Source organism: Nocardioides sp. NPDC059952 (assembly GCF_042730435.1).
In the GTDB taxonomy this organism is placed as follows: Bacteria; Actinomycetota; Actinomycetes; order Propionibacteriales; family Nocardioidaceae; genus Nocardioides.
In genome coordinates, this window is sequence record NZ_JBHWLY010000028.1 from 57,011 (window position 1) to 72,949 (window position 15,939).

The 15,939-nt window shown below is 69.3% G+C and carries 18 protein-coding genes and 1 pseudogene; 14 read left to right on the plus strand and 5 right to left on the minus strand.

The window, feature by feature from the left end; genetic code table 11:
* Positions 1-93: 93 nt before the first annotated feature.
* From ACFV9G_RS14845 to ACFV9G_RS14855, 3 genes are read left to right on the plus strand one after another with little or no spacing between them, the layout of a single operon-like run.
* Complete coding sequence (locus ACFV9G_RS14845) at positions 94-417, plus strand: hypothetical protein (RefSeq protein ID WP_378728238.1); 324 nt, start codon at positions 94-96, stop codon at positions 415-417.
* On the plus strand, positions 414-839 hold the full coding sequence (locus tag ACFV9G_RS14850; RefSeq protein ID WP_378728239.1) for a phage holin family protein: 426 nt from the start codon (positions 414-416) through the stop codon (positions 837-839). The genes ACFV9G_RS14845 and ACFV9G_RS14850 overlap by 4 nt, the downstream gene beginning before the upstream one ends.
* Positions 836-1,126 (plus strand): DUF3618 domain-containing protein, encoded by a 291-nt coding sequence (locus tag ACFV9G_RS14855; RefSeq protein ID WP_378728240.1) that lies wholly within the window; start codon positions 836-838, stop codon positions 1,124-1,126. Before ACFV9G_RS14850 ends, ACFV9G_RS14855 begins: the two co-directional genes overlap by 4 nt.
* On the opposite strand, the gene ACFV9G_RS14860 is transcribed toward ACFV9G_RS14855, so the two are convergent.
* From ACFV9G_RS14860 to ACFV9G_RS14870, 3 genes are read right to left on the minus strand one after another with little or no spacing between them, the layout of a single operon-like run.
* Positions 1,113-2,543, minus strand: coding sequence for a pyridoxal phosphate-dependent decarboxylase family protein (locus ACFV9G_RS14860; RefSeq protein WP_378728241.1), 1,431 nt, complete (start codon positions 2,541-2,543; stop codon positions 1,113-1,115). The two genes, ACFV9G_RS14855 and ACFV9G_RS14860, sit on opposite strands and share 14 nt — an antisense overlap.
* Positions 2,540-3,871, minus strand: a complete 1,332-nt coding sequence (locus tag ACFV9G_RS14865; protein WP_378728242.1) for an MFS transporter — start codon at positions 3,869-3,871, stop codon at positions 2,540-2,542. Before ACFV9G_RS14865 ends, ACFV9G_RS14860 begins: the two co-directional genes overlap by 4 nt.
* A gap of 58 nt (positions 3,872-3,929) precedes the next feature.
* Entirely contained in the window at positions 3,930-4,574 is a 645-nt protein-coding gene (locus tag ACFV9G_RS14870) for a GntR family transcriptional regulator (RefSeq protein WP_378728243.1), read from the minus strand.
* 149 nt (positions 4,575-4,723) lie between these two features.
* On the opposite strand from ACFV9G_RS14870, the gene ACFV9G_RS14875 reads away from it, so the two are divergent.
* From ACFV9G_RS14875 to serA, 4 genes are read left to right on the plus strand one after another with little or no spacing between them, the layout of a single operon-like run.
* Positions 4,724-5,026, plus strand: a complete 303-nt coding sequence (locus ACFV9G_RS14875; RefSeq protein ID WP_378728244.1) for a putative quinol monooxygenase — start codon at positions 4,724-4,726, stop codon at positions 5,024-5,026.
* Between the two features lie 20 nt (positions 5,027-5,046).
* Complete coding sequence (locus ACFV9G_RS14880; RefSeq protein ID WP_378728245.1) at positions 5,047-5,478, plus strand: cupin domain-containing protein; 432 nt, start codon at positions 5,047-5,049, stop codon at positions 5,476-5,478.
* Entirely contained in the window at positions 5,475-6,869 is a 1,395-nt protein-coding gene (locus ACFV9G_RS14885) for an aldehyde dehydrogenase family protein (RefSeq protein WP_378728246.1), read from the plus strand. Before ACFV9G_RS14880 ends, ACFV9G_RS14885 begins: the two co-directional genes overlap by 4 nt.
* Positions 6,866-8,083 carry a phosphoglycerate dehydrogenase gene (gene serA / locus ACFV9G_RS14890; protein WP_378728247.1) on the plus strand — a complete coding sequence of 406 codons (1,218 nt, stop codon included), beginning with the start codon at positions 6,866-6,868 and terminating at the stop codon, positions 8,081-8,083. Before ACFV9G_RS14885 ends, serA begins: the two co-directional genes overlap by 4 nt.
* A gap of 7 nt (positions 8,084-8,090) precedes the next feature.
* Here the strand turns inward: serA and ACFV9G_RS14895 are convergent, their stop codons facing one another.
* Both ACFV9G_RS14895 and ACFV9G_RS14900 read right to left on the minus strand, forming a co-directional pair.
* Positions 8,091-9,272: an MFS transporter gene (locus ACFV9G_RS14895; protein WP_378728248.1), complete on the minus strand. Its 1,182-nt coding sequence runs from the start codon at positions 9,270-9,272 to the stop codon at positions 8,091-8,093.
* Entirely contained in the window at positions 9,265-9,921 is a 657-nt protein-coding gene (locus ACFV9G_RS14900; RefSeq protein ID WP_378728249.1) for a GntR family transcriptional regulator, read from the minus strand. Before ACFV9G_RS14900 ends, ACFV9G_RS14895 begins: the two co-directional genes overlap by 8 nt.
* A 115-nt stretch (positions 9,922-10,036) precedes the next feature.
* Here ACFV9G_RS14900 and ACFV9G_RS14905 point away from each other — a divergent pair, with 115 nt between their 5' ends.
* The 7 genes and pseudogenes from ACFV9G_RS14905 to ACFV9G_RS14935 form a co-directional block, all read left to right on the plus strand.
* A complete protein-coding gene (locus ACFV9G_RS14905) occupies positions 10,037-11,041 on the plus strand; it encodes a Bug family tripartite tricarboxylate transporter substrate binding protein (RefSeq protein ID WP_378728250.1) in 1,005 nt (334 codons plus the stop codon).
* Positions 11,038-11,541 carry a tripartite tricarboxylate transporter TctB family protein gene (locus ACFV9G_RS14910; RefSeq protein ID WP_378728251.1) on the plus strand — a complete coding sequence of 168 codons (504 nt, stop codon included), beginning with the start codon at positions 11,038-11,040 and terminating at the stop codon, positions 11,539-11,541. Before ACFV9G_RS14905 ends, ACFV9G_RS14910 begins: the two co-directional genes overlap by 4 nt.
* 6 nt (positions 11,542-11,547) lie before the next feature.
* The gene (locus tag ACFV9G_RS14915) at positions 11,548-13,086 is read left to right on the plus strand and encodes a tripartite tricarboxylate transporter permease (RefSeq protein ID WP_378728252.1); all 1,539 of its coding nucleotides are present in this window, start codon (positions 11,548-11,550) and stop codon (positions 13,084-13,086) included.
* Complete coding sequence (locus ACFV9G_RS14920) at positions 13,083-13,487, plus strand: universal stress protein (protein ID WP_378728254.1); 405 nt, start codon at positions 13,083-13,085, stop codon at positions 13,485-13,487. Before ACFV9G_RS14915 ends, ACFV9G_RS14920 begins: the two co-directional genes overlap by 4 nt.
* A complete protein-coding gene (locus ACFV9G_RS14925) occupies positions 13,484-14,557 on the plus strand; it encodes an Ldh family oxidoreductase (RefSeq protein WP_378728255.1) in 1,074 nt (357 codons plus the stop codon). Before ACFV9G_RS14920 ends, ACFV9G_RS14925 begins: the two co-directional genes overlap by 4 nt.
* A 19-nt stretch (positions 14,558-14,576) precedes the next feature.
* On the plus strand, positions 14,577-15,650 hold the full coding sequence (locus ACFV9G_RS14930) for an isocitrate/isopropylmalate dehydrogenase family protein (protein WP_378728256.1): 1,074 nt from the start codon (positions 14,577-14,579) through the stop codon (positions 15,648-15,650).
* A gap of 107 nt (positions 15,651-15,757) precedes the next feature.
* Positions 15,758-15,939, plus strand: a pseudogene (locus ACFV9G_RS14935) (TerC family protein); the annotation flags it as partial.

Consider the following 15,939-nt stretch of genomic DNA (forward strand, 5'->3'; position numbering starts at 1 on the left):
GGTACTCCCCTTCAAGAAAGATGATAACCCAGGTTGTCCGCGTATCTCCTCGCCTTCTGGGTACCGACCAGTTACAGCGAGGAGGAGGAACACATGTTCAAGAAACCAGCATTGCTGGCCGCCTTCGGTATCGGCTACGTCCTCGGCGCTCGCGCTGGACGAGAGCGGTACGACGCGATGGTGGCCAAGGCACAGGAACTGTGGCACGACCCGCGTGTCCAGGAGAAGGCGCACCGCGCCCGGACCGTGGCCGGGGAGACGGCCGACGCGGCCCGCCACGCCGTCCAGGACAAGATGCCTGGCGACTCCACGCCGTCTTCGGCATCTGCCCCGACCTCCCAGACGACGCCGAGCGCACCGCGTCCTCACGACACCATGGACCCGGTGGCCGACGTGCCGCGGGGGTGGGAGTCGTGACGGTTCATCACCAGACCGATGCATCGATGGGCGAGCTGGTCTCGCGACTCTCCACGGAGATGTCCGGCCTCATGCGCGGCGAGCTCGAGCTCGCCCGACTCGAGCTGACCGAGAAGGCCAAGCACACCGGCAAGGGGGCCGGGGCGTTCGGCGCGGCCGGCCTGGTGGCCCTGTACGGCCTCGGGGTCCTGATCGCCGCGGCGATTCTCGCCCTGGCGCTGGTCATGGATGCCTGGCTGGCCGCGGTGCTGGTCGGAGCCGTGCTCCTGGTCATCGCCGGCGGCATCGCCCTGTTCGGGAAGAAGCAGGTCTCCGAGGGAACCCCGATGAAGCCCGAACGTGCCACCGAGAACCTCAGGCGGGACGTGGAGACCGTCAAGCACCGCCACGCCGAGGACCACACCCCGAGGAGTACGCCATGACGCAGCACCCTGTGCCCCGGCCCGCCGGGGGTGGCGAGGACAGCATCGCCGCAGTCGAGGCCGAGCTGGACAGCACCCGACACGAGATGGCCGACACCCTCGACGAGCTCGCCGCGCGGCTGGATGTGAAGACGCGCGGGAAGGAGAAGGTCCACGAGGTGAAGCAGCGCACCCAGGTGGCTGCCAGGTCTCGAGACGTACAGATCCGGGGCGGGATCGTCGCCGCGCTCGTGATCGCCATGATCGTGATGCTGGCCAGGAGGAAGCGCCGGATCAGCGCCGAATAGGCCGAGTCAGTCGGTCGAGAAAGGCGACGAGCAGCGCTTCGCGCATCGCAGCGGAGGCCAGGTCGAGCATCGCGTTGACCTCGGCCATCCGCTGCGGGAGCGCCAGCTCGTCCTGCTCGCCGTTGGCGCCGATGAGCCCGGCGGCGAGCAGCAGGCCGTCGAAGTCCTCCTCTGACAAGGAGGTCGGGTCGAGCCCGCCGATGAACGTGGCGACGGCGGGGTCGACGGTGACCGGGCCGGTCGCCGCTGCGGCCGCGACCGCCTCGGCGAGGGCGGCGAGAAGCTCTGGTACGTGGGGGAGCGTCGCCGCGCTCACCGACAGATGGATCGTGGCGGGGGAGCCGGCGAAGGACATCTGGGGCTGGACGTACCAGCCACGCGCCGCCATCTCGTCGCAGACCGTGAACGGGTCGCAGGTCTCGTCGGTGGTGAGCGCGATCAGCGTGGAGTCGGGAGTGCTCACCACGGCGAGCTCGGCGATCTCACCGACGCCGGCGCGGATGCGGTCGACCGCCTCGAAGACGTCGCGGGCGAGCCGCTCGTAGCCGGTGTCTCCCAGCGTGCGCATCACGGCCCAGGCGCCGGCCAGCGGCCCACCCGACTTCGTCGACTGCATCGTGGAGTTGAGCATGGTGTAGCCGGGCCATGCGGCCGAGGCGAAGAACTGAGGCCGCCTCAGGTCCGGGGTGCGGTGCAGCAGCACCGAGGTGCCCTTGGGGGCGTAGGCGTACTTGTGCAGGTCGACGGAGATCGAGGTGACGCCGTCGACCGCGAACGTCCATGCCGGTACGTCCCGCCCCAGCCGCGTCGCGTAGGGCAGCACCCAGCCACCGATGCACGCGTCGACGTGGCAGCGGATCCCGCGCTCGGCCGCGGCGGTCGCGATCGCGGTGACCGGGTCGACGACCCCGTGCGCATAGGACGGCGCCGAGGCGACCACCAGCACCGTGCGCTCGTCCATCGCCGCGGCCATCGCGGCCGGATCGGCCCGATGATCCGGCCCCACCGGCACCAGCACCGGCTCGACCCCGAAGTAGTGCGCGGCCTTGTGGAACGCGGCGTGTGCCGTCGTGGGGAGCACCATCCGGGGCTGCTCGATCCCGGGATGGGCGTCGCGCGCGGTCTGCACCGCCAGCAGCACCGACTCGGTGCCACCGGACGTGACCGTCCCGACCACCGTCTCCGGCGCGTCCAGCAGGTCGGCCGCCATCCCGACCACCTCGTTCTCCATCCGGAGCAGGCTCGGGAACGCGGTCGGGTCCAGGCCGTTCGAACCGGCGTAGGCGGCGACCGCCTCGCGGCCGATCCGGTCGATGTCGGGCAGGCCCGAGTCGTAGACGTAGGCGAGGGTGCGGCCGCCGTGCACCGGCAGGTCGGCGGACTGCAGCTCGCGGAGCTGGGTCAGGGCGTCGGTCATACGGTCACGGTCCCATCTACGTCGTCGGCGGTGAGCGAGTAGCCCCGCAGCCACAGCAGGCTGAGCAGAGCCAGGCAGGCCGGCAGCACCGAGAAACCGAGCGTGATCGCGGTCAGCGCCGAGTCCGGCTGGGCGACCTCGGTGCCGGTCGAGGACCGGTAGCCACCGAGCGCCAGCACCGCTGCGTAGACGCCTGGTCCGAGCGCCAGCCCGAGGGTCTCCCCGGCGGTCCAGACGCCGGTGTAGACCCCGATCCGGCTCGACCCGCTGCGCCGGGCGTCGACGGCGGCCGCGTCGGGAAGCATCGCCATCGGGAAGACCTGGCACCCGGCGTACCCGACCCCGACCAGCACCACCGCGGCGTAGACCAGCGCCACCGGTGCGGTCTGGGCGGTGGCGGCGAGGAGCGCGCCGACGGCGAGGACGACCGAGGCGGCGACGTACCCATTCTTCTTGCCGATCCTGGCGCCGAGCGCGGCCCACGCGGGGGTGAGCAGCAGCGCGGGGCCGACGAAGCAGACGAACAGGATCGTCGCCGCGCCGTCGCGGCCGATCACGTTGCCGGCGAGGTAGTCGACACCGGCCAGCATCGCCCCGAAGGCGACCGCCTGGATCACGAACGTGATCAGCAGCCGGCGGAAGTCGGGTGCCGCGGCCACGATCCGGAGCTGGTCGCGCAGGGTTCCGGCCCCGGGCTGGACGGTGTGGACCGGCGCCCGGCGGGTCCCGACGTACGCACTGAGCACCCCGATCAGGATGAGCACCGCCATCACCACGCCCATCACCCGGTAGCCGTCGCGGCCACCGACCGCGTCGCGGATCATCGGCGCGGTCGCACCGGCGAGCAGGATGGTGAGTGCCAGGATCGCGACCCGCCAGGTCATCAGCCGGGTGCGTTCGTCGTAGGACTCGGTCAGCTCGGCGGGCATGGCGACGTAGGGCACCTGGAAGAAGGCGTACGCCGTCGCGCAGCCCAGGAACACGACCAGCACCCAGGCCGCCTCGAGCCCGGTCGCCATCGACGGCGCCGCGAACAGCAGCGCGAACGTCACCGCCAGCGCGATCCCGGCCCGGCGCAGCCACGGCCGCCGCGGCCCCCGCGGGTCCACCGTCCGGTCGCTGATCCGGCCCGCGATCGGGTTCAGCACGACATCCCACGCCTTGGGGGCGAACACGATGAACCCCGCCGCCAGCGCGGCGATCCCGAGGCTGTCGGTCAGGTAGGGGAGCAGCATCAGCCCCGGGATCGTGCCGAACGTGCCGGTCGCCACGGAGCCGGAGCCGTAGCCGAGGCGTACGCCGAGCGGGAGGGTCGGGCTGGCTCGCATGCCCGACATAGTGCCGTGGGTGAGCCCTCGGCGCCCGGGAACGCCGAAAATCGGGCGGTCAGGCCAGCTGGCTGCCGATCGCTCGCAGCGCTTCGTCCCGGGCGTCCAGGACGTGGGAGTGGGCGATGGCCGCGGCTCGCTCGCTGTCGCCGTCGCGGACCGCCTCGAAGATCGCCCGGTGGTCGGCGAGGGCCTGGTCTCGTCGTTCCTGGGTGTGGTTGGTGAAGAGGCGGTAGCGCGCCATCTGGTTGGCCACTTGGTCGTGGAGGCGGAGCGCCCAGGCGTTGTCGGCGATGGCGCCGACCTTGGCGTGTAGCGCCTTGCCGAGGTTCATCGCATCATCGGCGAAGCTCACCAGCGCGGCGTTGCGCGCCACGATGCCTTCGAGCTCGGTGATGTCGCTCGGCGTCGCCTTGGTGCATGCCGCGGACGCCATCATCGACTCGAGTGCGGCCCGCACTTCGTAGAGCTCGGCGATGTCGCGTGCGTCGAGCTTGGGGACGAAGACGCCGCCGGTGGCGTGCTGGTCGAGGAGGTTCTCCGCGATCAGGCGCCGCAGCGCCTCACGCAGGGGAGTCCGTGAGATGTCGAGCTCGGTCGCGAGCTGAGGCTCGTAGAGCCGCGTCCCGGGCTCGAGCTCGAGCTCGAGGATGCGTCGTTTGAGCTCTTCGTAGGCGTATTGCCCGCCAGATGGGCGAGCCATGGATTTCTCTGTCATGGCGATTCGGGGTCGAGGCTACCCGACCGGCTGCCCGCGACGGGTCCGGAACCGGTGGCTTCGCCTTGGCAAGCGGGTCTGCGTGCATGTATACATGTACACAGACCTAGCCTCGTTCATCCCAAGGAACCCGCATGATCGCTCTCGTCGTCTCCGTCCAGGTCAAGCCCGGATCCCGGCCGGACTTCCTCGCCGCCATCGAGGCCAACGCCCACGCGTCCTTCAACGACGAGGCCGGCTGCCTCTACTTCGACGTCGTCTGCGACCGAGCCGACGACCACCACTTCTTCTTCTACGAGCTGTACGCCGACGCGGCAGCCGTCGAGGCGCACCGGGCGGCGCCTCACTTCAAGGTCTGGCGGGCAGCCGCCGAGGCCTACCTCGTCCCCGGTTCGCAAGTGAACTGCCTCGCCGACCAGCTCATCCACCACGCCTGATCCGCCCCGAAGGAATCACCATGCGCAAGCAACCCGAAGCCCCGAACATGATCATCCGTCCGAACGAGGTCGAGCCGTTCGACCGGGGCGGCGGCGTCGCCACGATCCCGTACGTCGGGAAGTGGAACAGCGACCGGAACCTCGTCACGACGGGCCAGACCGTCTTCCAGGTCGGCCGCGGCCTGCCCCTGCACAGCCACAACGTCGAGGAGTCGGTGCTGATCCTCGAGGGCCAGGCGACGGCACAGATCGGTGACGACACCTTCGACATGGAGGTCGGAGATGCTTCCTGGGTGCCGGCCGGGGTGCCGCACCGCTTCTTCAACCGTGGCGAGGGAGTGATGCGCATCTACTGGGTCTACGGCGGACGGTACGTCACCCGCACCATGACCGAGACCGGTGAGACCTTCGAGCACCTCTCGGAGAACGACAAGGGAGCACGCGACCAGTGAACGCCGACCAGCACACCATCGAGGTCCGCAACCCCGCGACCGACGAGATCCTCGCGACCTACCAGCCGCACACCCCCGAGCAGATCGACGCCCTGGTGGCGAAGGGCGCGAGGGTCGCGGTGCGCTGGGGAGAGGTGCCGCTAGCAGACCGGATCCAGGTGGTCGAGCGGCTCGTGGAGCAGCTCCGCACCGATCGCGCCGACCTCGCCGAGCAGATCGTCCGGGAGATGGGCAAGCCGCTCGCAGAGGCGGCCGGTGAGGTCGACAAGTCCGCCCTGACCGCCGAGTACTACGCCGCGAACGCCCCGGCGATCCTCGGCCGCGAGCAGGTCGACGTCGGTGAGGCTCAGGCATGGGTCTCCTACGAGCCGCTCGGACTGCTCCTCGCGGTGATGCCGTGGAACTTCCCGCTGTGGCAGGTCATGCGCTTCGCCATCCCCGCGGTCACCGCCGGCAACGGGGTGCTGCTCAAGCACTCGCCGAACGTGACCGGGTGCGCGCTGGCGATCCAGGACCTCTTCGTGCGTGCGGGCTTCCCCGAGGGCCTCGTGACCACGCTCGTGATCGCCGAGCCGGACGTCCCGGCGACGACCGAGGCGTTGATCGCGGACGACCGCATCGCTGCGGTGACGCTCACCGGCAGCAACCGCGCCGGTGCCGCTGTCGGCGCGGCAGCCGGCCGGGCCGCCAAGAAGTCGGTCCTCGAGCTCGGCGGCTCGGACGCATTCGTGGTTCTCGATGACGCCGACGTGCCGTCCGCGGCTGCCGCCGCGGTGCGGGCCCGTTTCCACAACGCCGGACAGAGCTGTGTGTGCGCCAAGCGGTTCATCGTCAGTAGGGGTGTCGCCGAGGAGTTCACCGACGCCTTTGTCGCCGGTGTGGAGGCGCTCCGGATGGGAGATCCCGCCTCGGAGGGCGTCGACGTCGGGCCGATGGCGCGAGACGACCTGCGTGCGGGCCTGGCCCGCCAGGTGGAGGAGTCGATAGCCGGTGGAGCCAAGCTTCTCGCCGGTGGAGGTGCCGCCGAGCGGCCCGGCTACTTCTTCGAGCCCACCGTGCTGACCGACGTACGTCCTGGCATGCCGGTCTTCGACGAGGAGACCTTTGGACCGGTGGCTGCGATCAGCGTGGCTGCCGACGATGAGGAGGCGATCGCGCTCGCCAACCAGACCGAGTTCGGGTTGGGGCTGAGCGTGTGGACCTCCGATGTGGAGCGCGGCGTGCGCGTGGCCGGGCGGATCACCTCGGGTGCCGCGTTCGTCAACGCGATCGTCGCCTCCGACCCGCGGGTGCCCTTCGGTGGCACCAAGAAGAGCGGCTACGGCCGCGAGCTGGCCGGCGTCGGTATGCGCGAGTTCACCAACATGCGTACGTTCTGGGTCGGCGCGTGAGCGCGGCCACGGGCGCAGCGGGGCGCGCGCTTCTTCTGGAGAACATCCATCCCAGCGCCGTCGAGGTGCTCGAGAGGGTCGGCTACGAGGTCCACCAGCACCCGGCGTCGATGTCCGAGGCCGAGCTCATCACCGCCCTTCCCGGGGTGACTCTGCTGGGCATCCGGTCCAACACCAGCGTGACCTCCGCGGTGATCGAGGCTGCGCCGGACCTGCAGGCGTTGGGCTGCTTCTGCATCGGCACCAACCAGGTCGACCTGGCGGCCGCCGCCGCTGCGGGCATACCCGTGTTCAACGCGCCCTACTCCAACTCCCGCAGCGTCGTCGAGCTCGTCATCGGCGAGATCATCGCGCTGGCCCGCCGTCTGACCGAGAAGACGCAGCGGATGCACGAGGGCATCTGGGACAAGTCGGCCAAGGGCAGTCACGAGGTCCGCGGACGCACCCTGGGCATCGTCGGCTACGGCAACATCGGTACGCAGCTGGGCACCGTTGCCGAGAGCCTGGGCATGCGGGTGGTCTTCTTCGACGTGGCCGATCGCCCGGCCCACGGGACCGTACGCCGTCTCGCGACCCTGGAGGAGCTGCTGAACCTCTCCGACGTCGTCAGCATCCATGTCGACGGGCGCCCCGGCAACGCCGGGATGTTCGGTGATGCGGAGTTTCGGCAGATGCGCGACGGCGCGGTCTTCATCAATGCCTCGCGCGGGATGGTCGTCGACGACGTCGCCCTGCGCGAGCACCTGCTCTCGGGTCACCTCGCCGGTGCTGCGCTCGACGTCTTCCCGGTCGAGCCCAAGGCGCAGGGCGACGAGTTCGTCTCCGCGCTGCGCGGTCTCGACAACGTCATCCTGACCCCGCACGTCGGTGCCTCCACCCAGGAGGCGCAGGAGGAGATCGGGGAGTTCGTGGCCGGCAAGCTCGCCGGGTTCGTCGCCGACGGCAACACCGGGCTGTGCGTCAACCTTCCCAACGCCCAGGCGCCGCGTGGCGACGGTTGCCGTCTGGCAGTGCTGCACGACAACATCCCTGGTGTGCTCGCCGGCATGACCCAGCTGTTGCTGGGTGCCGGGCTGAACGTCAGCGGTCAGGTGGTGGCCACGCGCGACCATCTGGGCTATGGGCTCACCGACCTCGGGGAGCGCCCTGCCGGCGAGGTCATCGAGAAGATCGCCGCTCTGGACGGGGCACGGGTCGTCCGCCTCGTCGGCTGAGCGACGGCTACGGGTTGGGGTCGGATCTTGGGATCGACCTGGAGGCCGCGGCGACGACACCGAGTGCCGCGGCCGTCACCCAGAGCACACCGGAAGCGCCGGCCCCGACCGCGACGAGGCCGGCGAGCGACGGGACGACGACCTGGCCCAGGCGGTTGCCGGTGAGGCGCAGCGACATGGCCCGGCCACGCAGGCCTGGGGGAGTGGCCTCGGCAAGCCACGACATCGTCAGCGGCTGGCCGGCCCCCAGGGACAGACCCATCACGACGACGACGAAGCCGAGCAGGACCACCGGCATCGGGATCGGCGCCAGTGCCATCGCCAGCGCCGCGAGAGTGACGCTCCCGGTGAGGACCAGGGGGCGGCCGAGCCGTTCGGTCAGTCTGCCCAGCATGAGACGCGAGATCATCGAGGAGCCGGCGCGGAGCGCGAGCAGCAGGCCGATCGTGCCCGAGGCGATGTCGCGCTCGGTCCCGAGCAGCGGCAGATAGACCAGGCTGATGTCGACCGCGGCGAGCACGACGCAGCTCACCGTCAGGGCGCGGAGCAGCCCCTTGCGGCGTACCAGGTCGCGGATCGAACCCTCGACCGGGCCGCGATCTCCGCGTCGGTCGTGCGTGGACGGCGTCGCGATCGCGGCCAGCAGGAGCGCCACGCTCAGCGCGAGCGAGGCGGTGAAGATGGCCCCGGTGTGGGGGATTGCCTGGGAGCCCCCGAAGAGGATGATGAGTCCGGGCCCGATCGCCTGCCCGGCGGACGCGGCGAAGGTGTAATGGCCGAAGGCGGAGTCGTAGCGGGCGCGTGGGGTCCGGTTGGCCACCATGGCCTGCTGGGCGACGACCGAGAGCAGGTGGCCGATGCCCAGGAGCACGGTAGCCGCGATCACGCCGGCGACGCTGTGCCCCAGGTACAGGAAGGCTGTCGCCGAACCGATGGTGATCAGGCCTCCGGTCACCATCACCGGCCGCTCGCCGTACCTGTCCGACAGCAGGCCGGCCGGGACCGCGAGGACCAGGGGGACGATCGCGAACGTGGCTCCGAGGGCGCCCATCCAATAGGACGGGACGTCGAGCTCGAGGGCTCGGTAGACGGCCGTGGGTCGCAGGACGAAGGTGACCGCCTGGATCAGGACCGTGTGGGCGAAGAACGGGACGGCCCAGCGCCGGACCGAGGCGGTCGGTTCAGTCACGGGCACTGATCGCGCGGATGGCTTCGTCGCGGGCGTGGGTGACATGGACGAACGCGAGGTGGCTGGCGCGGTCCGCGTCGCCTCCGGTGACCGCGTCCACGAGTTCCTCGTGCTCGGCGAGAGCCTCGTCGCGACGCCGTTGGGTGTGGTTGGTGTACATCCGGTAGCGCTGGAGCTGGTTGGAGATCTGCTCGTGTAGCCGAAGCGCCCAGCCGTTGTCGGCGATCCGCGCGATCTCGGTATGGATCGCCTTGCCGGTCGACATCGCGTCGTCGGCGAAGCCGACCAGGGCTGCGTTGCGCTCGACCAGGCTCCGGAGTTGGGCGTGGTCGGTCTCGGTGGCACGACGTGCGGCTGTGGCCGCCATCAGCGCCTCGAGGCTCGCACGCACGTCGTAGAGCTCGGCGACCTCGTGCTCACCACGGTCGGGGACGACGACGCCACCGGTGGGCTGTTGCTCGAGGAGGTTCTCGGCGATCAGGCGTCGCACCGCCTCGCGGACCGGCGTACGGCTGACCTTCAGCTCCGCCGACAGTGCCGGTTCGAAGAGGCGTTCGCCGGGCGCGAGCTCCAGGTCGAGGATCCGACGTTTCAGCTCGAGGTAGACGAGGTGGGCTCCGGACATCCGGGTCTGAGTCTTCGGGGCCATGGCGAAACTTTAACAGAGATTCGTCTTCTTTCATACTTGTATACATGTGCGCAGCGGAGTAGTGTCCGTCGTCACATCACCACAAGTGGCCCAACGAAGGGCAGGGAGAACAGACATGAGGAAACTGGCCAAGACCAAGTCCGTGGCATTGCTCACGGCTACGTTGATCGGCGCATTGGCGCTGACGTCGTGTGGCGCCGACGGGAGCACGGCTACGCCGGCCGATAGCCCTCTCGCCAAGGGAGCCAGCATCGTCGTCCCCTCCGACCCCGGCGGCGGCTACGACCAGACCGCCAGGGCCATGGAGAAGGTGCTGACCGACGAGGGCATCGCCAAGCGAGTCCAGGTGACCAACACCCCGGGAGCCGGCGGCACCGTCGCCCTCTCGCAGTACGTCCAGGGCAACGACCCCAGCGACCTGATGGTCGCCGGTAAGGCCCTGGTCGGCGCGGTCCTCACCAACAAGGCCGACAACAAGCTCAGCGAAGCGACCCCCATCGCCCGGCTGATCGGCGAGTACGAGGTCGTCGTCGTCCCCGCGGACTCGAAGTTCGAGACGCTGGAGGACTTCCTGGCCGCGCTCAAGGCCGATCCCGGTGAGAACCCCATCGCCATCGGCAACCAGGGCGGCGTCGACCACCAGTGGGGCGGAATCCTCGCGCAGGAGGTCGGTGTGAACCCCACCGACGTCAACTTCGTGACCTACGACGGGGGAGCCGAGGTCACTACGGCGATGCTGGGTGGACGTGTGGCCGCCGGCATCTCGGGCTACGCCGAGTTCGCCGAGCAGGTCGAGGCCGGCAAGCTCAAGGTGCTCGCCTCCTCCTCCGACACCCCGCTCGAGGTGAACCCGGACATCCCGACGATCACCGACGCGGGCTACCCGGACGCGGTCTTCGTCAACTGGCGCGGCATCTTCGCTCCTCCCGGCATCAGCGAGAGCGACCGCAAGGACCTCGACGAGGCGTTCAAGACCATGAACGACAGCGAAGCCTGGGCGAAGGTGCGCGAAACCAACGGCTGGACCGACGAGTACCTCGGCACCGACGAGTTCGAGGCGCAGCTCGAGAAGGACGAGGCCGAGGCAGAAACCCAGCTGAAGGAGCTGGGTCTGGCATGACCGCCCCTGTCATGAAGGGCGTCAAGAGCAAGGGGGAGCTCGCGTTCGCCGGGCTCCTCCTCGCTCTCGGGGTCTTCATCCTCGCCTACACCGCGACGATCGACGTCCCGGAGGCGGCCAGCAACGTCGGCCCCCGCCCCGTGCCCTTCCTCGTCGGAGGACTGCTCACCGTCGCCGCCGTGGCTGTCGTGATCAACCTCCTGCGTGGCGGCCACGCCCAGCCCGACGAGGCCGAGCTCGTCGACCCATCTCTGCCGGTCAACGTACGCCGAGTCGGCTCGTTCGTCGCGACCATCGTCGGCTACGCGCTGCTCCTGGAACCGCTCGGATATCTGCTGACGACCGCCTTGGCCTTCTTCGCCGTCTCGGTGACCCTCGGGTCACGGCACTTCGTACGCCTCGCCGTCGGCTCCCTGGTGCTCGCGGCCGTCATCTACCTGGCATTCACCCGGCTGCTCGGCATCTACCTGCCGCCGGGCATCTTCGAAGGGATCCTGTGAGCTCCCATGGACGGACTCAACGCACTCGCTCAGGGCTTCGCGACCGCCGCGACTCCCGAGAACCTGCTCTTCGCCCTGGTCGGCGTCCTTGCCGGGACGCTCGTGGGCGTTCTGCCCGGCATCGGCCCGGCCCTGACCATCGCCCTCCTGCTCCCGATCACCTACACGGTCGAGCCCCAGGGAGCGTTCATCATGTTCGCCGGCATCTACTACGGCGCGATGTACGGCGGCTCCACCACCTCGATCCTGCTCAACACGCCCGGTGAGTCCGGCGCGATGATGACAGCGATCGAGGGCAACAAGATGGCCCATGCCGGCAGGGCGGCATCCGCCCTCGCCACCGCGGCCATCGGCTCCTTCGTCGCCGGCACGATCGCGACGCTCGCGCTCGCGTTCCTGGCCCCGTACGTCGTCGACATCGCCATCGGCCTGGGCGAGGCCGACTACCTGGCCCTGATCGTGGTGGCCTTCATGACCGTCGGCGCCATGATCGGCAGCTCCGTGGCCCGGGGGATGGTGAGCGTCGCGCTCGGCATGGCGATCGGCCTGATCGGGATCGACGGGCAGAGCGGCGCCCAGCGCTTCGTCTTCGGCGTCCCGCGCCTGCTGGACGGCATCGACACCGTCCTGATCATCGTCGCCCTGTTCGCCATGAGTGAAGCCGTCTACCTCGCCGCCAAGATGAGCCCCCACAAGCCCAAGCCGCTGGCACTGCGTGGCCGGGTGTGGATGACGCGCGAGGACTGGCGCCGCTCGTGGCCGGCCTGGTTGCGCGGCACCCTCATCGGCTGGCCGCTGGGTGCAGTGCCGGTGGGTGGGTCCGAGGTGCCGACCTTCCTCTCGTACGCCGCGGAGCGGAAGCTCACCAAGCACCCCGAGCAGTTCGGCCACGGCGCCATCGAGGGCGTGGCCGGGCCAGAGTCCGCCAACAACGCGAACGCGGCCGGCTCCTTGATGCCGCTGCTGACGCTAGGACTGCCCACCTCCGCCACCGCGGCTGTCATGCTCGTCGCCTTTCAGCAGTACGGCATCCAGCCCGGGCCGCTGCTGCTCGAGAAGGAGCCCGACCTGGTCTGGGGTTTGGTGGCTGCCCTCCTCATCGGTAACGCCATGCTGCTGCTCCTCAACCTGCCGTTGGTGGGGATGTGGGCGAAGGTGCTCAAGATCCCGACCCCCTACCTCTACGCCGGCATCACGGTCTTCTCGCTGCTCGGCGCCTACAGCCTGAACGCCTCGACCTTCGACATCTTCCTGCTCCTGGGCATCGGCATCCTGGGCTACTTCCTGCGCCAGTACGGGTACCCGGTCGCGCCGCTGATCATCGGCGCGATCCTCGGCCCGATCGCCGAGACCCAGCTGCGCCGGGCCATGGCCATCTCCGACGGAGACCCGACCGCGTTGATCTCCACCCCGTTCTCGATCTGCGCCTATGTGTTGCTCGCACTCGTACTGATCGTTCCTCGCCTGCTCCGGCGGTGGGAGCGCCGTACGGCCGAAGAGGTCGGTGTGCTCGAGGAGTTCGAACGACAGGAGAACCACCAGTGAATGCCGCCTACGCGACCATCGTTCTCGGCTACACACCGGCGCCGCATTCTCGTGCTGCACTGGTCAGGGCGATCGAGATCGCGCACAACCGATCGGCCCGCCTCGTCGTGGTGAACGCCACGCCGGGCGACCGCTACTCAGACCCGTCCTTCGCCACCAGCGACGAGATCGGCGATCTCGAGCGCCAGTTGAGGGACGAGGGGGTGTCGTTCGAGGTCCGTCAACCGATGCGTGGCCGTGACGGCGGTGAGGAGGTCGTCGCAACGGCCGACGAGGTCGGCGCCGAGCTGATCATCATCGGGTTGCGTCGCCGCTCGGCCGTCGGGAAGTTCCTCCTGGGCAGTATCGCCCAGCGGATCCTCCTGGATGCGCACTGTGACGTCCTGGCGGTGAAGCCATGAGTACGACCGATGCGCCCACTCACACCGTCCGAGCCGTCGACCTCGTCGCCTTCGGGCAGCAGGTCCTCGAGGCACATGGAGTGCCGGTCGCCGACGCACACCTGGTCTCCGACAGCCTGGTACAGGCCGAGCTCTGGGGCCACTCGTCCCACGGAATGCTCCGCCTTCCGTGGTACGTCGAGCGGTTGCGGGGCGGGGCCATGAGCGCGGTCACCGATCCGACGGTCCTCAACGACACCGGAAGCCTGCTCCTGCTGGACGGCCGCGACGGGATCGGCCAGGTGCTGACAGACCGCGCCGTGACCGAGAGCGTGCGCCGGGCTCGCTCCCACGGCATCAGCGGCGTGGCCGTACGCAACAGCAACCACTTCGGGATGGCGGCCTACTACACGCGCAAGGCCGCCACCGAAGGGTGCGTCTCGCTGCTGTTCACCAACGCCAGTCCGGCGATGGCCCCCTGGGGCGGCCGTGAGAAGACGGTCGGTACGAACCCGTGGTCGATCGCGGTGCCCGCGGGCAGCTACGGCGTCGCCGTGATCGACCTGGCCAACACCGCAGTCGCCCGCGGCAAGCTCTACCTCGCGGCCGAGCGGGGAGAGCAGATCCCGAACGGCTGGGCCGCCGATGCGAACGGCGTGCCGACGACAGATCCGGCAGTCGGGATCGAAGGACTGATCCTCCCCATGGCCGGCCCCAAGGGATACGTCATCGCCTTCATGATGGACGCCCTCGCCGGCGTCCTGACCGGAAGCGCCTTCGGCACCGATGTCGTCGGCCCGTACGAGCCTGAGGGCCGCAGTGGCTGCGGCCACCTGGTGCTGACGCTGGACGTCGCCTCGCTGACGGACCTCGAGGAGTTCACCGGCCGCATGGAGACGCTGATCGAGCAGACGAAGGCCGCGGAGAAGGCCGACGGAAGCGCCGAGATCTTCTTCCCGGGCGAACTCGAGGACCGTGCCGCCGAGAGCCGCGCGACGAGTGGCATCCCGCTGCCGCCGAACACCTGGACGAGCCTCACCGAGCTTGCGTCCCAGACGGGCACGTCCGTGCCCGTACACACGTCCAACTAGTTTGAAGAGGTCACCCCTGATGAGCACCAACATCCTCGTCCTGCCCGGAGACGGCATCGGACCCGAGATCACCGCAGCCACGCTGGAGGTCCTCGCCACAGCCGATCGGGCGTTCTCCCTCGGGCTCGAGATCGAGCAGCAGGACATCGGCCTTGCCTCGCTGGCCGAGCACGGGACCACGCTGCGTCCCGACATCCTTACGCGTATCCCCGAGGTCGACGGCGTCCTGCTGGGGCCGGTGTCGCACTACGACTACCCGCCGCGGGCAGAGGGCGGCATCAACCCCTCTGCCGAGCTGAGGACGAAGTTCAAGCTGTACTCCAACATCCGCCCCAGCCGCTCGGTCGCCGACCTGACGGTGCTGCGACACCCGATGGACATCGTGATCATCCGCGAGAACACCGAAGGCTTCTATGCCGACCGGAACATGCACTTCGGCGTACCCGAGTTCATGCCCGACGAGGACACCGCGCTCTCCGTACGCAAGATCACCTCGCGCGCCTGCCAGGCCATCGCACGCACCGCCTTCGACATCGCCAGCACCCGCCGTAAGAAGGTCACCGCGGTGCACAAGGCGAACGTCTTGAAGACCACCGACGGTCTCTTCCTCCGCGAGGTGCGCAAGGTCGCCGCCGAGTACCCCGACGTCGAGCTCGAAGAGCTGATCGTCGACGCCACGGCCGCGCTGCTCGTGCGGCGTCCGCACACGTTCGACGTACTCGTGACGACGAACATGTTCGGCGACATCATCTCCGACGAGGCATCCGAGCTCTGCGGAAGCCTCGGCCTCGGCGGAGCCATCAACGCCGGCGAAGAAGTCTGCGTGGCGCAGGCTCAACATGGTTCCGCCCCGGACATCGCCGGCCAGGGCGTCGCGAACCCCACCTCCTTGATCCTGTCCGCAGCCATGCTCCTCGACTGGCTCGGCCGACGTGACGAGGCCGCGTCGTTCCGCGAGGCCAGCACCGCCATCGAGGCAGCCGTCAACGACGTACTCGCCAAGCCGGAGCTGCGCACGCGCGACCTCGGTGGCACCGCCACGACGGCCGAGTTCGCGCGCTCCGTGGTCGAGGCCCTCACCACTACGAACTGAGACGAGGTGCCGATGGCAGATTCTCGTGGACCACCCGGAGACGTTGTACGACGTCGAACCGCTGACCGCTATCCCTTCAACCTCACATCGATCTAAGGAGTCCCTTCGTGGACGTCTCCCCGCTCATCTGGTGGTTGACCATCGGCATCGCCAGTGCCGTGCTGCTCTTCGACGTGCTCGTGATCGGCCGCCGACCGCACGAGCCTTCGCGTCGGGAGCTGATCGTCGCGCTGAGCGTCTACATCGGCTTGGCCATCGCGTTCGGTATCGGGGTCTATGTGTTCGCGGG

Coding starts and splice junctions, on each gene's coding strand:
- ACFV9G_RS14845 (WP_378728238.1), top strand. CDS start 94: ATGTTCAAGAAACCAGCATTGCTGGCCGCCTTCGGTATCGGCTACGTC.
- ACFV9G_RS14855 (WP_378728240.1), top strand. CDS start 836: ATGACGCAGCACCCTGTGCCCCGGCCCGCCGGGGGTGGCGAGGACAGC.
- ACFV9G_RS14860 (WP_378728241.1), bottom strand. CDS start 2,543: ATGACCGACGCCCTGACCCAGCTCCGCGAGCTGCAGTCCGCCGACCTG.
- ACFV9G_RS14865 (WP_378728242.1), bottom strand. CDS start 3,871: ATGCGAGCCAGCCCGACCCTCCCGCTCGGCGTACGCCTCGGCTACGGC.
- ACFV9G_RS14870 (WP_378728243.1), bottom strand. CDS start 4,574: ATGGCTCGCCCATCTGGCGGGCAATACGCCTACGAAGAGCTCAAACGA.
- ACFV9G_RS14875 (WP_378728244.1), top strand. CDS start 4,724: ATGATCGCTCTCGTCGTCTCCGTCCAGGTCAAGCCCGGATCCCGGCCG.
- ACFV9G_RS14880 (WP_378728245.1), top strand. CDS start 5,047: ATGCGCAAGCAACCCGAAGCCCCGAACATGATCATCCGTCCGAACGAG.
- ACFV9G_RS14900 (WP_378728249.1), bottom strand. CDS start 9,921: ATGGCCCCGAAGACTCAGACCCGGATGTCCGGAGCCCACCTCGTCTAC.
- ACFV9G_RS14905 (WP_378728250.1), top strand. CDS start 10,037: ATGAGGAAACTGGCCAAGACCAAGTCCGTGGCATTGCTCACGGCTACG.
- ACFV9G_RS14910 (WP_378728251.1), top strand. CDS start 11,038: ATGACCGCCCCTGTCATGAAGGGCGTCAAGAGCAAGGGGGAGCTCGCG.
- ACFV9G_RS14915 (WP_378728252.1), top strand. CDS start 11,548: ATGGACGGACTCAACGCACTCGCTCAGGGCTTCGCGACCGCCGCGACT.
- ACFV9G_RS14925 (WP_378728255.1), top strand. CDS start 13,484: ATGAGTACGACCGATGCGCCCACTCACACCGTCCGAGCCGTCGACCTC.
- ACFV9G_RS14930 (WP_378728256.1), top strand. CDS start 14,577: ATGAGCACCAACATCCTCGTCCTGCCCGGAGACGGCATCGGACCCGAG.